We start from the raw sequence: 16,027 nt of genomic DNA, 5'->3' as shown, positions 1-16,027 counted from the left end.
CGAGCGGGCTCAGCCCCTCCCGAACTCGCCCACGTGCGTGATGGCGAGGACCGGCTCTCCGGCCTCGTCGGTCGCGTCGAGGTCGAGCTCGGCCTCGATGCCCCAGTCGTGGTTGCGGTCGGGGTCGTCGATCACCTGGCGGATCCGCCACACCTTCGACTCCTCGTCGATCTGCAGGAGCTTCGGCGAACGGGCCGGGGCGTCGATGCCGACGGAGTCGTAGGTGTCGTAGAAGGCGTCCATCGCCTCGGCCCACTTCCGGCGGTCCCAGCCGGAGGCGGCGTCGAGCTGGCCGAGCCTCTCCTCGCGCTCGAAGGCGAAGTGCTCCACCCGCTGCCACATCGCGGCGCGCACCATCTGGCGCAGCACCTTGGTCTGAGCGGAGAGTCCGCGCGGGGACGTGGGGCGCACCTCGCTGGCAGCGTCGCCCTCGTCCTCGGGGTGCGAGAGCGCCTCCCACTCGTCCAGGAGCGAGGAGTCGATGCCGCGCACGAGCACCCCGAGCCACTCGATGACATCCTCGAGCTCCTCGGTGCGCAGGTCCTGGGGGAGCGTGCGGCGCAGCGCCTGGTAGGCGCTCGAGAGGTAGCGCAGCACGATCCCTTCGGAGCGCATGAGGCTGTAGCGCTGCACGAACTCGCTGAACGTCTGCCCCGTCTCGTACATCTCGCGCACGATCGACTTGGGGGAGAGATCGCCGGCACGCACCCACGGCCGGTCCTTGCGGTAGATCTCGAGAGCGGCCTCGAGCTCCTCGGCGAGCGGCTTCGGCCAGGTCACCTCGTCGATCAGCGCCATGCGCTCGGTGTACTCGACGCCGTCGGCCTTGAGCTCCGCGAGCAGCTCGCCGCGCGCGGCGTTCTGCTGCGCCAGGAGGATCTGCATCGGATCCTCGAGGATCGCCTCGATCGTGGAGACCGTGTCCAGGGTGAGGGTCTCGGACTCCTCGTCGAAGGAGTCGATCACGGCGATCGCGAACGGGGCGAGCGGCTGGTTCATCGTGAAGTCGAGCTGCAGATCCTCCACCAGCGCGATGCGCCTGCCGAGATGGTCCGGCGCCTCCAGCAGCTCCACGATCTCCGCCTCCCGCAGACCGCGGAAGATCTCCACGGCGTCCTTCACCAGGCGCAGCTTCTGGGCGCGGGTTTGGTGGGAGGCCATGATCAGGTGCCGGGCCGAGGCGATCGCATCGCCCGGGCGGGAGATCAGAGCGAGCTCCATCGAGGGGGTGATGGTGAGGTGCGGGCGCAGCGTCTCGGGGCCGTTCTCGATGAGGCGCAGCATGTTCGCCTCCGACCAGCTCACCGCGCCCTCGGGGATTCGCGGCTTCGGCTCCTTCTTGCGCTTCTTCGCCGAGTTCGGGGCCGCACCTGCCTGCTGGCGATTGCGGATCCTGGCCTGCTCCTTCTCGAACTCGATGGTCCACTCGGGAGCCTGGACGACCACGTGGCCGACGGTGTCGAATCCGGCACGGCCGGCGCGACCGGCGATCTGGTGGAACTCGCGCGCGTTCAGCAGGCGCATGCGCTTCCCGTCGAACTTCGCGAGCCCCGTCAGCAGCACGGTGCGGATCGGCACGTTGATGCCGACGCCGAGGGTGTCGGTCCCGCAGATGATCTTCAGCAGTCCCGACTGCGCCAGGCGCTCCACGAGCCGTCGATACTTCGGCAGCATGCCGGCGTGGTGCACGCCGATGCCTTCGCGCACGAGCTTCGAGAGGGTCTGCCCGAAGCCCTTGGAGAAGCGGAAGTCGCCGATGAGCTCGCGGATCTGCTGCTTCTGCTCGGCGGTCAGCACCTTGGTGCCGAGCAGGGCGATCGCCTGGTCCAGCGCATCCTTCTGCGTGAAGTGCACGATGTAGACGGGGGCGTCCTGCTGCTCGAGGATCCGCGTGATCGTGTCGGGCAGCGGCTCGAGCGACCAGCGGAAGTCCAGCGGCACGGGGCGGGGGGCGTCGGCGATCACGGTGACCGGTCGTGCGGTGCGGTCCTCGAGATCCTCGACGAAGAAGGAGACGTCACCGAGGGTGGCGCTCATCAGGACGAACTGGCAGGCGGGCAGCTCGATGAGCGGCACCTGCCAGGCCCAGCCGCGCTGGGAGTCGCCGTAGTAGTGGAACTCGTCCATCACCACGAGGCGGACGTCGGACGTCGGCCCGTCGCGCAGAGCGTGGTTCGCGAGGATCTCGGCGGTGCACACGATCAGCGGCGCCTCATGGTTCACCGAGGAGTCGCCGGTCATCATGCCGACGTTCTCGGCACCGAACATCGCGACCAGGTCGAAGAACTTCTCGCTCACGAGCGCCTTGATAGGGGCGGTGTAGTACGCCTGCTCGCCGCGCGCGAGGGCCGCGAACATCGCGGCGTAGGCGATCGTCGTCTTCCCCGACCCGGTCGGCGTCGCAGCGATGACGTGATCGCCCGCGGCGATCGCGAGGAGCGCATCCTCCTGGTGGGGGTACAGCGTGCGACCGACGCTGCCCTGCGCCGCGATGAAGCCGTCCACGATCTCATCCTGGGACGCAGGGACGGGCGGGAGGAACGCGGAGAGGGAAGCCATGCCTCCAGTGTGACAGGGCGCTCCGACGAACGATGACCTCGAGCTCGGGCCTCAGCGTCGGTGTGCAGCGAGCCAGCGCTGGTGCGCGGCGATCGCGGCGCGCACGGGCGCTTCGAGAGGTCCGGCGCCGTCGGGGCTCGAGTGCGGATGCCAGGGCTCTCCGCGCATGATCACGTACTGGTACGAGGTCACCGTGGAGATCCACGACTGCCCCTCGTGGGTGACGACGCGGACGGCACGGCGCCAGTACCAGCCGTCATGCTGCTCGATCCGCGCCACCTGCTCCCACGGGATGACGCGGGTGCGATAGGTGCCGCGGATCGTGATCGCATCATCGGAGAGGATCAGGGCGGCTCTGGTGCTCCTGAACGCCAGCAGCCAGAGCGCAGTGAAGAGCAGCAGCCAGGTCGCCGCGAGGCTTCCGAAGAGAAGCGCCAGCTGATTCTCCTCGTCATGCAGAGCGGTGATCGCGGCGAGCAGCAGACCTCCGAGATAGAACATTCCGAGCAGGCCCAGGGCGATGAGTCCGAGGACATGGAAGATCCGCAGCCAGGGCGCCCAGGTGATGACCAGCCCAGGTGCCTCGGCTCCGGTGGCTGCCGAGGATCCGGGGCGATCGGGGAGAGGGGCGGACATGCCCGAACAGTACCGCCCGGCCGTGCCGCTGCGCCGGGAGTCAGTCCGAAGCGACCAGCGGCTCGATGACGGCGAGGACCCGCTCGCGCAGCGCGTCGGCCGTCGCGGCGAGATCGCGCTGGCGGCGCTGGTACTCCGCCTTGCCGTCGGCCGTCTCGATCTCCACCGCGCCGTAGCCCAGCGGGCGCACGTCATACGGGCTCGCCTCCATGTCGAGCACGCGCGTGGCGCGGGCGTGCTCGAAGCAGTCGAGGATCAGATCCGAGGGCACGAGCGGCACCAGTTTCATCGCCCACTTGTAGAGGTCCATCCCCACGTGCAGGCACGCGGGGTTGTCGCGCATCGCCTGGGTCTCGCGGGTGGGCGTCATCGAGTTGCGCGGCGCGGCGCCGGGGGTGAAGAAGCGGAAGGCGTCGATGTGGGAGCACACCAGGCGTTCGGACTCCACGACCGCGTCGGTGCGCTCCTGGCTGAGCCGCAGCGGCAGCGCCTCATGCCGCTGCTGTCCGGGCGCGAGCCCGTAGACCATCGCCCACTCGTGCAGTCCGAAGCAGGAGAAGTTCGGGGTGCGACGGCTCAGGGAGGAGGAGCGCAGGAGCCGGGCCATGAAGGCGAGCGCGTCGGCACGCTCGGCGAGATATCGGCCGACGTCGGCGCGGCGCGCGATCATCCCGCGCTCCGGGAAGGCGGAGTCGATGTACCAGGAGCGGGAGCCGTCCTCCTGCACGTCGGCGCCGGGGGCGTCGGCCGCGGCGGCGTAGGCGGTGTCCCAGCCGGGATGCCAGCGCCGCAGCCGGGCGGGGGAGAAGGGGTAGTAGGTGAACAGGAAGTCCTCCACCGGGTGCTTCTCCGTGCGGGCACGGCGTTCCCGGTACCCCGCGGTGAGGGCGTCGGCGCGCGCCTCGTGGGCGCGGCGGTGCTCCCGGGCCTCGTCGGCGGAGAGCAGCCGGAGCGGGGGCGCCGCTGCAGGATCGCGGAGAGAGACGGGGAGGGCCATGCCCCCAGTGTCCCAGGCGGGGCACGAGGGGAGAGGACGGGGCTCGTAGACTGACGCCATGCGCATCGCACGATTCACCACCGGCGAGGACCCCATGTTCGGAATCGTCCAGGAGAAGGACGGGCAGGACATGGTCTTCGGCATCACCGGGGACCCCCTGTACACCGAGATCCGGCCGACCGGCACGATCCTCCCGCTCTCGGAGGTGCGGCTGCTGGCCCCGGTCATCCCGCGCTCGAAGGTGGTGTGCGTGGGCAAGAACTACGCCGCGCACGCCGCGGAGATGGGCACGGAGGTCCCCGAGCAGCCGCTCCTGTTCCTCAAGCCGAACACGGCGGTCATCGGTCCGGATGATCCGATCGTCCTGCCCTCGTACACCGAGGAGATGAGCCTGGAGGCTGAGCTCGCCGTGGTCATCCAGCGGATGGCCAAGGACATCGACCCCGAGCAGGCGCCGGGCGTCATCCTCGGCTACACCTGCGCGAACGATCTCACCGCTCGCGACGCCCAGCGCGCGGAGAACCAGTGGTTCCGGGCGAAGGCCTTCGACACCTCCTGCCCGCTCGGCCCCTGGATCGAGACCGACCTCGACACCGCGGCGCTCTCGATCACCTCCCGCGTCGACGGCGAGACCGCGCAGGACGGCACCACCGCCGACATGCTGCGCGGCGTCGCCGAGCTCGTCTCGGAGATCTCCCGCGTCGTCACGCTCCTGCCCGGCGACGTCATCCTCACCGGCACCCCCGCCGGGGTGCGGACCGTCGGCGAGGGTTCGCGCATCGACGTGGAGATCGAAGGGATCGGCACGCTGTCGAACCCCGTCGTGCGCCGCTGATCCTCGCGCTCGGCCCCTGGCGCCTCGCGGCCATCCCGGCCGACGCCCCCACCGCTCTCTCGCGCCCTCCGGCGCACATTTGCTCCCGATCCCTCCCGAAGGAGACCCCGCGTGACCCACGCTCCCGCCCCTGCCCCGACCTCCACCGCGACGGGCGCCGACATCCGCGTGCGCTTCTGCCCGAGCCCGACCGGCACGCCGCACGTCGGCATGGTGCGCACCGCGCTCTACAACTGGGCCCACGCCCGCCACCACGGCGGCAAGCTGATCTTCCGCATCGAGGACACCGATCAGGCGCGCGACAGCGAGGAGTCCTACCACCAGCTGCTCGACGCGATGCGCTGGCTCGGCATCGACTGGGACGAGGGCGTCGAGGTGGGCGGGCCCGATGGTCCTTACCGCCAGTCCGAGCGCGGCGAGATCTACCGCGAGATCATCGAGAAGCTCAAGGCCAGCAGCGCGATCTACGAGTCCTACTCCACGGCCGAGGAGATCAAGGAGCGCCACCTCGCGGCAGGCCGCGATCCGCAGCTCGGCTACGACGGCTCGGATCGCGACCTCACCGACGCGCAGAAGGAGGCGTACCGCGCCGAGGGCCGCGAGCCCGTGTGGCGCCTGCGCATGCCCGATACGGCGATCACCTTCACAGACCTCGTGCGCGGGGAGATCACCTTCCCCGCGGGGTCCACCCCCGATTTCGTGGTGGTGCGCGCCAACGGCCAGCCGCTCTACACGCTGGTGAACCCGGTGGACGACGCGCTCATGGGCATCACCCACGTGCTGCGCGGCGAGGACCTGCTCTCCTCGACGCCCCGGCAGATCGCGCTCTACCGCGCGCTGATCGAGATCGGCGCGGCTGAGAGCATCCCCGTGTTCGGCCACCTCCCCTACGTGCTGGGGGAGGGGAGCAAGAAGCTCTCCAAGCGGGATCCCGAGTCGAACCTGTTCCTCTACCGCGAGCAGGGCTTCCTGCCCGAGGGCATGATCAACTACATCGCGCTGCTGGGCTGGGGCTACAGCGCCGACCAGGACGTCTTCACGCGCGAGCAGATGATCGAGCGCTTCGACGCCGGCAGCGTGAACCCGAACCCCGCGCGCGTGGACTTCAAGAAGGCCACCGCCATCAACGCCGACCACATGCGCCTGCTGGACCCGGCCGACTTCACCTCGCGCATGGTCCCCTACCTCCAGCAGGCGGGCGTGGTCTCCGATCCCGTGACGGCGCAGGAGCAGGCGATCCTCGAAGCGGCGACCCCGCTCGTGCAGCCCCGCATGAACCTGCTCGCCGAAGCGCCGGGGATGCTGGGCTTCCTGTTCGTCGAGGACGACGACCTGGTGATCGAGGAGAGCGCCACGCAGAAGATGGGCGATCAGCCCGTCGCGGTGCTCGACCGGGCGATCAGCGCCGTCGAATCGCTCGGGGCAGAGGAGTTCACCGCCGCCGGCCTCGAGGAGGTGCTGCGCGCCGGGATCATCGATGAGATGGGCGTGAAGCCCCGCCTCGCCTTCGGGCCCCTGCGCAGCGCGATCTCGGGCCGGCGCATCTCCCCGCCGCTGTTCGAGTCGATGGAGCTGCTCGGCCAGGAGTCCTCGCTGCGGCGACTGCGCGCAGGGCGAGAGGTCTTCGCCGCGCTCTGAGGCCAGGGCCGCGCCCGGTCCGGCAGCGCCCGGTCCGACGGCGCCCGCGCCTTTCCGGTGCGGGCGCCGTCGTGCCAGGTGGGGGACCTCACAGCCCCCAGCAGGGCTTTCGCTTTGCTCCCGGGCCAGGGGACCGGGTAGTGTCTTACCTCGTTGCAGTGCTCGCCGGATGATCCGCGGATCGCCGGAAAGGGCTGGAATGATTGGGGTATGGTGTAATTGGCAACACAACGGTTTCTGGTACCGTCATTCTAGGTTCGAGTCCTGGTACCCCAGCGCTTTCCTCCGGAAGACTCGGAGATGGCCCGCGCCCCGTTCGTCTAGCGGCCTAGGACGTCGCCCTCTCACGGCGGTAACACCGGTTCAAATCCGGTACGGGGTACGAACAGCTCTCTGAGCTGCGCAGTCCGCGAGGACTGCACGGAATCCTCGGATTCCAGCGGATCTCGATCCGCACCGGCCCCGTTCGTCTAGCGGCCTAGGACGTCGCCCTCTCACGGCGGTAACACCGGTTCAAATCCGGTACGGGGTACGAGCAGGTCACGAAGGGCCGGCACCGAAAGGTGCCGGCCCTTCGTGCGTCTGCAGGTCCCTCCGCTCCCGGCACCGGCTCGCCGGGAGCGATCCCGACGAGCCGGCGCCGCGAGCTGCTGCGCCGCCGCCTCAGGAGGCGGAGCGGCGCAGGATCTCGCTGAGGTGGTTGGCGGAGCTGATCACCGCGGCCGCGTGGAGACGGCCGGGCTGGCGGGTGATGCGCTCCAGAGGGCCCGAGACGCTGAGCGCGGCGATGACGCGCCCGCCGGGGCCGCGCACGGGTGCGGAGACGGATCCCACTCCCGCTTCGCGCTCGCCGATGGACTGCGCCCAGCCGCGCCTGCGCACGGCCGAGAGCATCGTGGCGGTGAACCGTGCGCCGTGCAGACCGCGGTGCAGGCGATCGGGCTCCTCCCACGCGAGCAGGATCTGCGCGGCGGAGCCCGCCTTCATGGTGAGCGTGGAGCCCAGCGGCACGGAATCGCGCAGGCCGATGGGCGGCTCGGCGCTCGCCACGCAGATGCGGTGCTCGCCCTGGCGGCGGTACAGCTGGGCGGATTCTCCGGTGTGGTCGCGCAGGGCCGCCAGCACGGGGCCGGCGGCGGCGAGCAGGCGATCCTCGCCCGCGGCCGCGGAGAGCTCGCCCATGCGGGGCCCGAGGATGAAGCGCCCCTGGATGTCGCGCGCGACCATCCGGTGGTGCTCGAGCGCGACCGCGAGGCGGTGGGCGGTGGGCCGGGCGAGACCAGTGGCCTGCACCAGCTGCGCGAGAGTGGCGGGCCCTGCTTCAAGGGCGCCGAGAACGATCGCGGCCTTGTCGAGAACACCGACGCCGCTGCCGCCCTCATCCGGGGAATTGCTGTCCATGGTCCGATATTGCCGTCTTATTTGGTGAGACGCAAGTGCATCACGACGTGGACACGGCCAGCATGGCTGGAGAACGACGTCGTCGCGCCGCTGGCGCACGCCGAGCCGACGCCCGGAAGTGCCGGGCAGACGAGAGGACGAGGATTTCATGGCGGGCACGCTCGCGGAGAAGGTGTGGAGCGACCATGTGGTGCGCCGAGGCGAGAACGGCGAGCCCGATCTCCTCTACATCGACCTCCAGCTCCTCCATGAGGTCACCAGCCCCCAGGCGTTCGACGGACTCCGCCAGGAGGGACGCCCCCTGCGCCGCGTCGATCAGACGATCGCCACAGAGGATCACAACACCCCCACGATCGACATCGACAAGCCGATCGCCGACATCACCTCCCGCACCCAGATCGAGACCCTGCGCCGCAATGCGCGGGAGTTCGGCGTGCGCCTGCACTCCCTGGGCGATGCCGAGCAGGGGATCGTGCACGTCGTCGGCCCTCAGCTGGGGCTGACGATGCCGGGGATCACCGTGGTATGCGGCGACTCCCACACCTCGACCCACGGCGCCTTCGGTGCGCTCGCCTTCGGCATCGGCACGAGCGAGGTCGAGCACGTCATGGCGACGCAGACCCTGCCGCTCAAGCCCTTCCGCACCATGGCGATCACGGTCGACGGGACGCTGCGGCCTGGCGTCAGCGCGAAGGACATCATCCTCGCCGTGATCGCGAAGATCGGCACCGGCGGCGGGCAGGGCTACGTGCTCGAGTACCGCGGCGAGGCGATCCGCGCGCTCTCCATGGAGGGCCGCATGACGATCTGCAACATGTCGATCGAGGCCGGGGCGCGCGCCGGCATGATCGCGCCGGACGAGACCACGTTCGCGTATCTGAAAGGCCGCCCCCATGCGCCCGAGAACGCGCTGTGGGACGAGGCCGTCGAGCATTGGCGCTCGCTGCACAGCGACGACGATGCGACGTTCGACGCCGAGGTCGTCATCGACGCCGACGCCCTCGAGCCGTACGTCACCTGGGGCACGAACCCCGGGCAGGGACTGCCGCTGTCGGCCGTCGTCCCCGGGCCTGAGGACTTCGGCGACGACACCGAGCGCTCCGCCGCCGAGCGGGCGCTGGAGTACATGGACCTCGTCCCCGGCACTCCGCTGAAGGACATCGCCGTGGACACGGTGTTCATGGGCTCGTGCACGAACTCGCGCATCGAGGATCTGCGGGCCTTCGTCGACGTGATCCGCGGTCGCCGGAAGCACCCCGACGTGCGCGTCATGGTGGTCCCCGGATCGGCCCGCGTGAAGCTGCAGGCCGAGAAGGAGGGGCTGCACGAGGAGATCCTCGCCTTCGGCGCGGAATGGCGCCAGGCCGGATGCTCGATGTGCCTGGGGATGAACCCCGATCAGCTCGCTCCCGGGGAGCGCTGCGCCTCCACCTCGAACCGCAACTTCGAGGGCCGACAGGGCAAGGGAGGCCGCACCCACCTGGTCTCGCCCGTCGTCGCCGGCGCGACCGCCGTGCGCGGAACCCTGAGCTCGCCGGGCGACCTGCTCGATGCGCCCGTCGGCGATGCCCCCGCGGGCGGCGCTGCGGCTGCGGCCTGACCGCCGCGCGCCCCCACTGCACCCGGGGCCCGCGCTCCGCCGCGCGCCAGGGCCCGACGACACCACCGCTTGGAGACCCCCATGGAGAAGTTCAGCACCCACACCGGCATCGGCGTGCCGCTGCGCCGCAGCAACGTCGACACCGACCAGATCATCCCCGCGATGTACCTCAAGCGAGTCACGAAGACCGGCTTCGAGGACGGCCTGTTCTCGGGCTGGCGCAAGGACCCCTCGTTCATCCTCAACCAGGAGCCCTACTCGCGCGGCTCGGTGCTCGTGGCCGGCTCCGACTTCGGCACCGGCTCCTCGCGCGAGCACGCCGTCTGGGCGCTGCGCGACTACGGATTCCGCGCCGTGCTCTCGAGCCGGTTCGCCGACATCTTCCGCGGCAACGCCGGCAAGCAGGGTCTGGTGGCCGCGGAGCTCTCCCAGGACGACATCGAGCTGATCTGGAAGATCCTCGAGGAGAACCCCGGGACGGAGATCACGGTCGATCTCGAGGCGCAGCAGGTGCGCGCCGGCGAAGCCGTGTTCCGCTTCGAGGTGGACGAGTACACGCGCTGGCGCCTCATGGAGGGGCTGGACGATATCGGCCTCACCCTGCGCCACGAAGCCGACATCACCGCGTTCGAGGCCCGCCGCCCCGCGTGGATGCCGAAGACCCTGCCGGTGCGCACCGAGGACTGAGGCCGCGACTGGTGCTCCGTGCCGGTGCCGGCATGTGGTGAAGCATGCAGGCACCGCGCAGGTGCGGGACGATGGGCCTCCGGTAGGGTGAGCGGATCGGAAACCGGGCCGCAGTCGCGACCCCGAACATCTGCAAGGACACCATGACCTCGACATTCCACGTCCGCGGCGGGAAGCCTCTGAACGGTGAGATCACCGTGCGCGGAGCGAAGAACCTCGTCTCCAAGGCGATGGTCGCAGCGCTCCTCGGCGACGAGACCAGCATCCTGCGCTCCGTCCCGGATATCCGCGACGTGCAGATCGTCACCGAGCTGCTGAAGGTCCACGGCGTCAAGGTCGAGCGCGACGTCGAGGCCGGCACCATCCGCATGGACTCGACCAACGTCGAGCGCGCGCATGCCGCCGAGATCGACGCGCACGCGGGATCCTCCCGCATCCCGATCCTGTTCTGCGGCCCCCTGCTGCATCGCCTCGGCGAGGCGATCATCCCGGACCTCGGCGGCTGCCGCATCGGCGATCGCCCGATCAACTTCCACATGGATGTGCTGCGCAACTTCGGCGCTGTGGTCGACAAGCGCGAGCAGGGCATCTACATCACCGCTCCCGGCGGGCTCAAGGGCGCGAAGATCCACCTGGACTACCCGAGCGTGGGCGCGACCGAGCAGGTGCTGCTCACGGCCGTGCGCGCCGAGGGAATCACCGAGCTCAGCAACGCCGCGGTCGAGCCGGAGATCGAGGATCTCATCGCGGTGCTGCAGAAGATGGGCGCGATCATCTCCCTGCAGACGGACCGCACGATCACGATCGAGGGCGTCGAGCGCCTCGGCGGCTACGACCACGTCGCGATCCCCGACCGCATCGAGGCCGCCTCGTGGGCCTGCGCCGCGCTCGTGACCAAGGGCGACGTCCTCGTCCGCGGCGCCCAGCAGAAGCCGATGGCCACGTTCCTCAACGTGTTCCGCAAGATCGGCGGCGGCATGGACATCACCGAGGAGGGGATCCGCTTCTTCATGCCGGAGACCCCCCTGCGCGCGATCGCCATGGAGACCGACGTCCACCCCGGCTTCATGACCGACTGGCAGCAGCCGCTCGTGGTCGCGCTCACCCAGGCCGAGGGCATCTCGATCGTCCACGAGACCGTCTACGAGAACCGCCTCGGCTTCACGGAGGCCCTCAACGACATGGGCGCCCGCATCCAGGTGTACCGCGAGTGCCTCGGCGGCTCGAGCTGCCGCTTCGGGCGCCGCAACTTCAACCACTCCGCGGTGATCTCCGGGCCGAAGGCCCTCACCGCAGCGGACATCACCGTCCCCGATCTCCGGGGAGGGTTCTCGTACCTCGTGGCCGCTCTCGGCGCCGAGGGCGTCTCCACGATCCGCGGGATCGATCTGATCGACCGCGGCTACGAGAGCTTCCGCGAGAAGCTCACGGCGCTCGGCGCCGACTACTGGGAGGACTGAGCGGCGATGAGCCAGCGCGAGGACGACGGCATCCTGGACGGCGAGATCCTGCACGAGCAGACCCCGGCGGTCCGGGAGGCCGGTCTTCGCGAGGCGCCGTCCCCCGCCCTCCAGGGCGGCGAGACGGAGGAGGATGCCGTCGTGCCTACGTCGGCCGTCTCCTCTCTCGCCCTGCGCGACATCCCCGTCCCGGACTACTGCGATGTGGTGATCGTGCCGACGCGGGGTGTCCAGGAGAGCGATCCGCGCGTCTGGGCGGAGGCGATCTTCTCGCACGAGAACACCCCGCTCTCCCGCCGCGGTCTGCGCGCCCTGCGCGATGAGGCGGTCCGGCTGTTCGACATGGTGCCCCCGCCGGAGCGGCAGTACGTCACCGACGAGGTGCGCGGCAGCGAGGCGCTCATCAAGGACGACGACGACAAGCTCTCGGTGCGCATCGGGGTCGCCCTCCTGCCGGGCGGCGAGCTGCTTCAGATCACGACGGCGGTGAAGTACCGCTCCGTGCGAGGCCGTCTCGCATTCGCCCCTCGGCGCCTGATGCATGCCGCGGCCGTGCACTCGCTCGCTCGTCGCGCCCCTGCCACGGTGCGTCGGCGCGAGATCGCTGCGGGCGCTGCGCCCCGGCGCTCCCTCGGAGCTCAGGCGGCGCGCCGCGCCATCGGCCGGGGCCCGACCGCCGGCCGCTGACCCCGCCCCGCAGCCTCGCCGTCCCGACGTCTCCCCGGAGGTCCCCATGGCCCGCATCGCAGTCCTCGGAGCAGGCAGCTGGGGCAGCACCTTCGCCCTGGTCCTCGCGGCGGCGGGCCACTCGCCTGTGCTGTGGACCCGCCGCGAGGAGGTCGCCCGGGAGATCCGGGAGCGCCGGCGGAACTCCGCGTATCTCGGGGACCGGGAGCTTCCCGACTCGCTGAGCGCGAGCGCGGACATCTCCGAGGTGCTCAGCGGCGCCGACGGCATCGTGATGAGCCTGCCCGCGCAGAGCCTGCGCGAGAACCTCGAGCGATGGCGCGGTCTTCCCGCCTTCGCGCAAGGCCTTCCCTCCGTACCGGTGCTGTCCCTCGCCAAGGGCATCGAGCGGGGCACGGACCTGCGGATGAGCGAGGTGATCGCAGAGGCAGGCGGGCTGGACCCGTCGCTCATCGCAGTGCTCTCCGGGCCGAACCTCGCCGGCGAGATCGCCGCCGAGCAGCCCTGCGCGAGCGTGATCGCCGCCCCGCAGGAGCAGCTCGCCCGCGAGCTCGCCTCCTGGTGCGACGCCCCGTACTTCCGCGCGTACACCTCGAGCGACGTGATCGGGGTAGAGGTCGCTGGCGCGGTGAAGAACGTGATCGCGATCGCCGTCGGCGCCGCGGCCGGACTCGGCTACGGCGACAACACCCGCGCGAGCCTCATCACCCGGGGTCTCGCGGAGATCTCCCGCTTCGGCGTCGCCCTCGGCGGCCAGGCGCAGACCTTCGCGGGTCTCGCCGGTATGGGGGACCTGGTCGCCACGTGCGCCTCCCCGCTCTCGCGCAACCACCGCCTCGGGGCGGCGCTCGGCGCGGGACTCGGACTGGACGAGGCCGTGCGGGAGGTCGGCCAGACCGCCGAGGGCGTCGCGACCGCCCGGGCGGTCGCCCACATGGCCGAGCGCCTCGGGATCGACATGCCGATCACCCGCGGAGTCGTGGCGGTGGTCGACGGGGGGACCCCTATCAGCGAGGTCACCACGGCGCTCCTGTCGAGGTCCGTCCGCGCCGAATGACGCGTCGCATGCAGCGGCGGCGAGTGACTACGCTGGAGCGATGACGACCACGATCGCACTCCTGTTCGGCGGACGCTCGAGCGAGCACGGCATCTCCTGCGTGACGGCCGGCGGGATCCTCGGCGCGATCGACCGCAGCCGCTTCGACGTGATCGCGATCGGCATCACTGCCGACGGACGGTGGCTCCACGTCAGCGATGACCCTGCGCAGTGGCGCCTGCACGACGGCACGGCGCCCGAGGTGCCGTCCGACGGCGACGAGGTGCTGCTGCCCGCCGCCGTGAAGAGGCCGGGGGAGAAGGTGCAGCTGCGCGTGATCCGGGAGGGGCGCGTGGAGGACCTCGCCGCGGTCGACGTCGTCCTGCCGCTCCTGCACGGCCCCTACGGCGAGGACGGCACGGTCCAGGGAGCGCTCGAGCTGCTGGACATCCCGTATGTGGGCAGCGGTGTGCTCGCCTCGGCGACCTGCATGGACAAAGCTGCCACGAAGGCCGCGCTGGAGGCGGCGGGAATCGCGACAGCGCGGGGCATCGTGCTGCACGAGGACGAGTGGGCCGCGCGCGGCGAGGAGGCCCTGGCCCGCGTGCGCGCGGAGCTGCGCGCACCCTGGTTCGTGAAGCCCGCCCGCGCGGGCTCGAGCCTCGGCGTCTCCCGGGTCACCGATCCCGCTGCGCTCGAGCACGCGGTGAAGACCGCCTTCGCCGAAGACCCCCGCATCCTGATCGAGGAGGGCGTCACGGGCCGCGAGGTCGAGTGCGGCGTGCTCGCCTCGCCGCCCGGGCAGGCGCCGCGCACCACCATCCCCGGTGAGGTCGTGGTGGGAGATGACCTCGACTTCTACGACTACGAGTCGAAGTACTTCGGCAAGGGCACGATCACGATCGAGGTGCCTGCGGCTCTGTCGGACGAGGAGACGGATGCGGTGCGGGAGGTCGCCGCGCGCGCGTTCACCGCGCTGGGTCTCGAGGGGCTCGCCCGGGTGGACGTGTTCGTGACCGGGAGCGGCGAGGTGGTGGTGAACGAGGTGAACACGATGCCCGGCTTCACGCCGTTCTCGATGTTCCCCGTCCTGTGGCGAAACATGGGGCTCGAGTACGCCGACCTCATCGCCGATCTCATCGAGCAGGCCCGCGCCCGGCGCGTCGGCCTGCGCTGAGGCGCTCGCCGCCCAGGCCTCAGAGGTCGCCGGCGCCTACGCAGTGCGCGGTCGCCGGGATCGCGCCGACAAGCTGCCCGAGATCCAGCGCCGCGGCGGAGGGCTGGTCCGGTGCGGAGGCCCGCGGAACCGTCAGATCGATCGCGGGCTCGCGCCCGTAGGTCGTGAACCGCACGTAGCCGGATTCGTCTTCACGCACGATCCAGTCGATCTGCGTGCCGGAGGTGTCCTCGAGAGTCGCGCAGTGCTCGGTGGTGGGCGGGGGAGGGGCGACACCGCAGCGCAGCACCACCGCACCGTCCCCGGTGCCCCAGGCGAGGGTGCCCTGGCTCGTCGTCTCCTGGCGGGGAAGCCCGAGCAGCTCCTCGGGCGCGCCGACGATGACATCCGCGCAGGCGGGATCCGCAGCCGCCGGGCCCGGTGGCACGGTGACCGCCGTGCAACCCGCAGCGCCGAGGAGCACGGCCGACAGGGCACCGGCGGCGACTACAGCGCGGGGAGCGGTTCTCAGCGCCGTGGCCGAACAGCGGGAATCATGACGTGTGGGCACTGAAAGACCCTACCGGGAGGGAGGGGCCCGGGCCGGGGCCTGAGTCGGCAGAGTGCGGCGGTGGAATTGCAGGCGAGGACGCCGCGCACGGCGCAGATGCCTCGACAGCCGTCGGCGGCCGCGGATACTGTCGAGGCAATGAGCTGGATGGTGCGCACGAAGAGCAAGGCCTACCGCCTCCGAAGCGACGGCCGTGTCGACGTGGAGCGGATCGGAACCTTGCACCAGGGGGCTCCCATGCTCGAGTGGGGATCGGTCACGAAGACCGTCACCGCAAGCATCGCGGACCGTCTTGGACGCGAAGGCGTGATCGATCTGTCGATGCCAGTGACCGAGTACCTGCCGCAGTCGCGCCTTCCGCTGGATGCAGACGTTCGCAGCCTCGCGGAACATACCTCGGGGCTGCCGCGGTTGCCCAGGCGAATGATCACGAGCATGGGGGACGCGCGGGATCCCTACGCGAAGTACACCACTGCTCGTTTCGACTCTGACATTCTGCCGGACATCGGAGAGCAGCTGCGCGGCCAGGTGGGGACTTTCGAGTACTCGAATCTCGGGTATGCCATCCTCACGCGCGTCCTCGAGGTAGCGGCCGATCAGGACTGGTGGACGCTCGCGAAGCGATACGTGTTCGATCCCCTTGGGCCGCCCCCGTTGTTAGGTCCGGTCTCTGTGTGAGTCGTCGGGTTCCATTTCGTGGGTGCAGTGGCGAGCATAGTCGGCCGGGGTGAGGTAGCCCAGCGCCGAGTGGCGTCGCACGGTGT

At 70.4% G+C, this 16,027-nt stretch carries 14 protein-coding genes and 3 tRNA genes; 12 read left to right on the top strand and 5 right to left on the bottom strand.

The annotated features are described in order from the left end of the window. Positions 1–9: 9 nt before the first annotated feature. Genes Bequi_RS10055 through Bequi_RS10045 form a run of 3 tightly spaced genes read right to left on the bottom strand, consistent with a single transcriptional unit; the run spans position 10 to position 4,192 of the window. Positions 10–2,559 (bottom strand): DEAD/DEAH box helicase, encoded by a 2,550-nt coding sequence (locus tag Bequi_RS10055; protein WP_249737809.1) that lies wholly within the window; start codon positions 2,557–2,559, stop codon positions 10–12. Between the two features lie 51 nt (positions 2,560–2,610). After that, positions 2,611–3,195, bottom strand: coding sequence for a PH domain-containing protein (locus Bequi_RS10050; RefSeq protein ID WP_249737808.1), 585 nt, complete (start codon positions 3,193–3,195; stop codon positions 2,611–2,613). A 40-nt stretch (positions 3,196–3,235) separates the two neighbouring features. Continuing rightward, on the bottom strand, positions 3,236–4,192 hold the full coding sequence (locus Bequi_RS10045) for a 3-methyladenine DNA glycosylase (RefSeq protein WP_249737807.1): 957 nt from the start codon (positions 4,190–4,192) through the stop codon (positions 3,236–3,238). A 58-nt stretch (positions 4,193–4,250) separates the two neighbouring features. Between Bequi_RS10045 and Bequi_RS10040 the strand changes: the two genes are divergently transcribed. From Bequi_RS10040 to Bequi_RS10020, 5 genes are all read left to right on the top strand, one after another. Continuing rightward, on the top strand, positions 4,251–5,027 hold the full coding sequence (locus Bequi_RS10040; protein ID WP_249737806.1) for a fumarylacetoacetate hydrolase family protein: 777 nt from the start codon (positions 4,251–4,253) through the stop codon (positions 5,025–5,027). 111 nt (positions 5,028–5,138) lie between these two features. Continuing rightward, positions 5,139–6,665: a glutamate--tRNA ligase gene (gene gltX, locus Bequi_RS10035; RefSeq protein WP_347271991.1), complete on the top strand. Its 1,527-nt coding sequence runs from the start codon at positions 5,139–5,141 to the stop codon at positions 6,663–6,665. A 204-nt stretch (positions 6,666–6,869) separates the two neighbouring features. Beyond that, positions 6,870–6,941: transfer RNA gene (locus Bequi_RS10030), tRNA-Gln, on the top strand. Positions 6,942–6,974: 33 nt separating this feature from the next. Then, a tRNA-Glu gene (locus tag Bequi_RS10025) sits at positions 6,975–7,047 on the top strand. 77 nt (positions 7,048–7,124) lie between these two features. Further along, positions 7,125–7,197, top strand: a tRNA-Glu gene (locus Bequi_RS10020). A 131-nt stretch (positions 7,198–7,328) separates the two neighbouring features. Here the strand turns inward: Bequi_RS10020 and Bequi_RS10015 are convergent. After that, entirely contained in the window at positions 7,329–8,066 is a 738-nt protein-coding gene (locus Bequi_RS10015) for an IclR family transcriptional regulator (protein ID WP_249737805.1), read from the bottom strand. A 148-nt stretch (positions 8,067–8,214) separates the two neighbouring features. On the opposite strand from Bequi_RS10015, the gene leuC reads away from it, so the two are divergent. The 6 genes from leuC (at position 8,215) to Bequi_RS09985 (ending at position 14,713) form a co-directional block, all read left to right on the top strand. Further along, positions 8,215–9,666: a 3-isopropylmalate dehydratase large subunit gene (gene leuC / locus Bequi_RS10010; RefSeq protein ID WP_249737804.1), complete on the top strand. Its 1,452-nt coding sequence runs from the start codon at positions 8,215–8,217 to the stop codon at positions 9,664–9,666. 81 nt (positions 9,667–9,747) lie between these two features. Next, entirely contained in the window at positions 9,748–10,353 is a 606-nt protein-coding gene (gene leuD, locus Bequi_RS10005; protein ID WP_249737803.1) for a 3-isopropylmalate dehydratase small subunit, read from the top strand. A 143-nt stretch (positions 10,354–10,496) separates the two neighbouring features. Beyond that, positions 10,497–11,813 (top strand): UDP-N-acetylglucosamine 1-carboxyvinyltransferase, encoded by a 1,317-nt coding sequence (gene murA, locus Bequi_RS10000; protein ID WP_249737802.1) that lies wholly within the window; start codon positions 10,497–10,499, stop codon positions 11,811–11,813. 6 nt (positions 11,814–11,819) lie between these two features. Next, complete coding sequence (locus Bequi_RS09995) at positions 11,820–12,500, top strand: DUF2867 domain-containing protein (RefSeq protein ID WP_249737801.1); 681 nt, start codon at positions 11,820–11,822, stop codon at positions 12,498–12,500. 46 nt (positions 12,501–12,546) lie between these two features. Continuing rightward, positions 12,547–13,557: an NAD(P)H-dependent glycerol-3-phosphate dehydrogenase gene (locus Bequi_RS09990; RefSeq protein WP_249737800.1), complete on the top strand. Its 1,011-nt coding sequence runs from the start codon at positions 12,547–12,549 to the stop codon at positions 13,555–13,557. 40 nt (positions 13,558–13,597) lie between these two features. Next, complete coding sequence (locus tag Bequi_RS09985; RefSeq protein WP_249737799.1) at positions 13,598–14,713, top strand: D-alanine--D-alanine ligase family protein; 1,116 nt, start codon at positions 13,598–13,600, stop codon at positions 14,711–14,713. 19 nt (positions 14,714–14,732) lie between these two features. Here Bequi_RS09985 and Bequi_RS09980 read toward each other — a convergent pair whose 3' ends face one another. Then, positions 14,733–15,263 carry a DUF3515 family protein gene (locus Bequi_RS09980; RefSeq protein ID WP_347271990.1) on the bottom strand — a complete coding sequence of 177 codons (531 nt, stop codon included), beginning with the start codon at positions 15,261–15,263 and terminating at the stop codon, positions 14,733–14,735. A gap of 60 nt (positions 15,264–15,323) precedes the next feature. Here Bequi_RS09980 and Bequi_RS09975 point away from each other — a divergent pair, with 60 nt between their 5' ends. Continuing rightward, a complete protein-coding gene (locus tag Bequi_RS09975; protein WP_249737797.1) occupies positions 15,324–15,941 on the top strand; it encodes a serine hydrolase in 618 nt (205 codons plus the stop codon). The last annotated feature ends 86 nt before the right edge of the window (positions 15,942–16,027 follow it).

It is taken from the genome of Brachybacterium equifaecis, assembly GCF_023509525.1.
GTDB lineage: Bacteria > Actinomycetota > Actinomycetes > Actinomycetales > Dermabacteraceae > Brachybacterium > Brachybacterium equifaecis.
The sequence above is the reverse complement of the archived record's forward strand: the minus strand, read 5'-3'. Positions and strand labels throughout refer to the sequence as shown.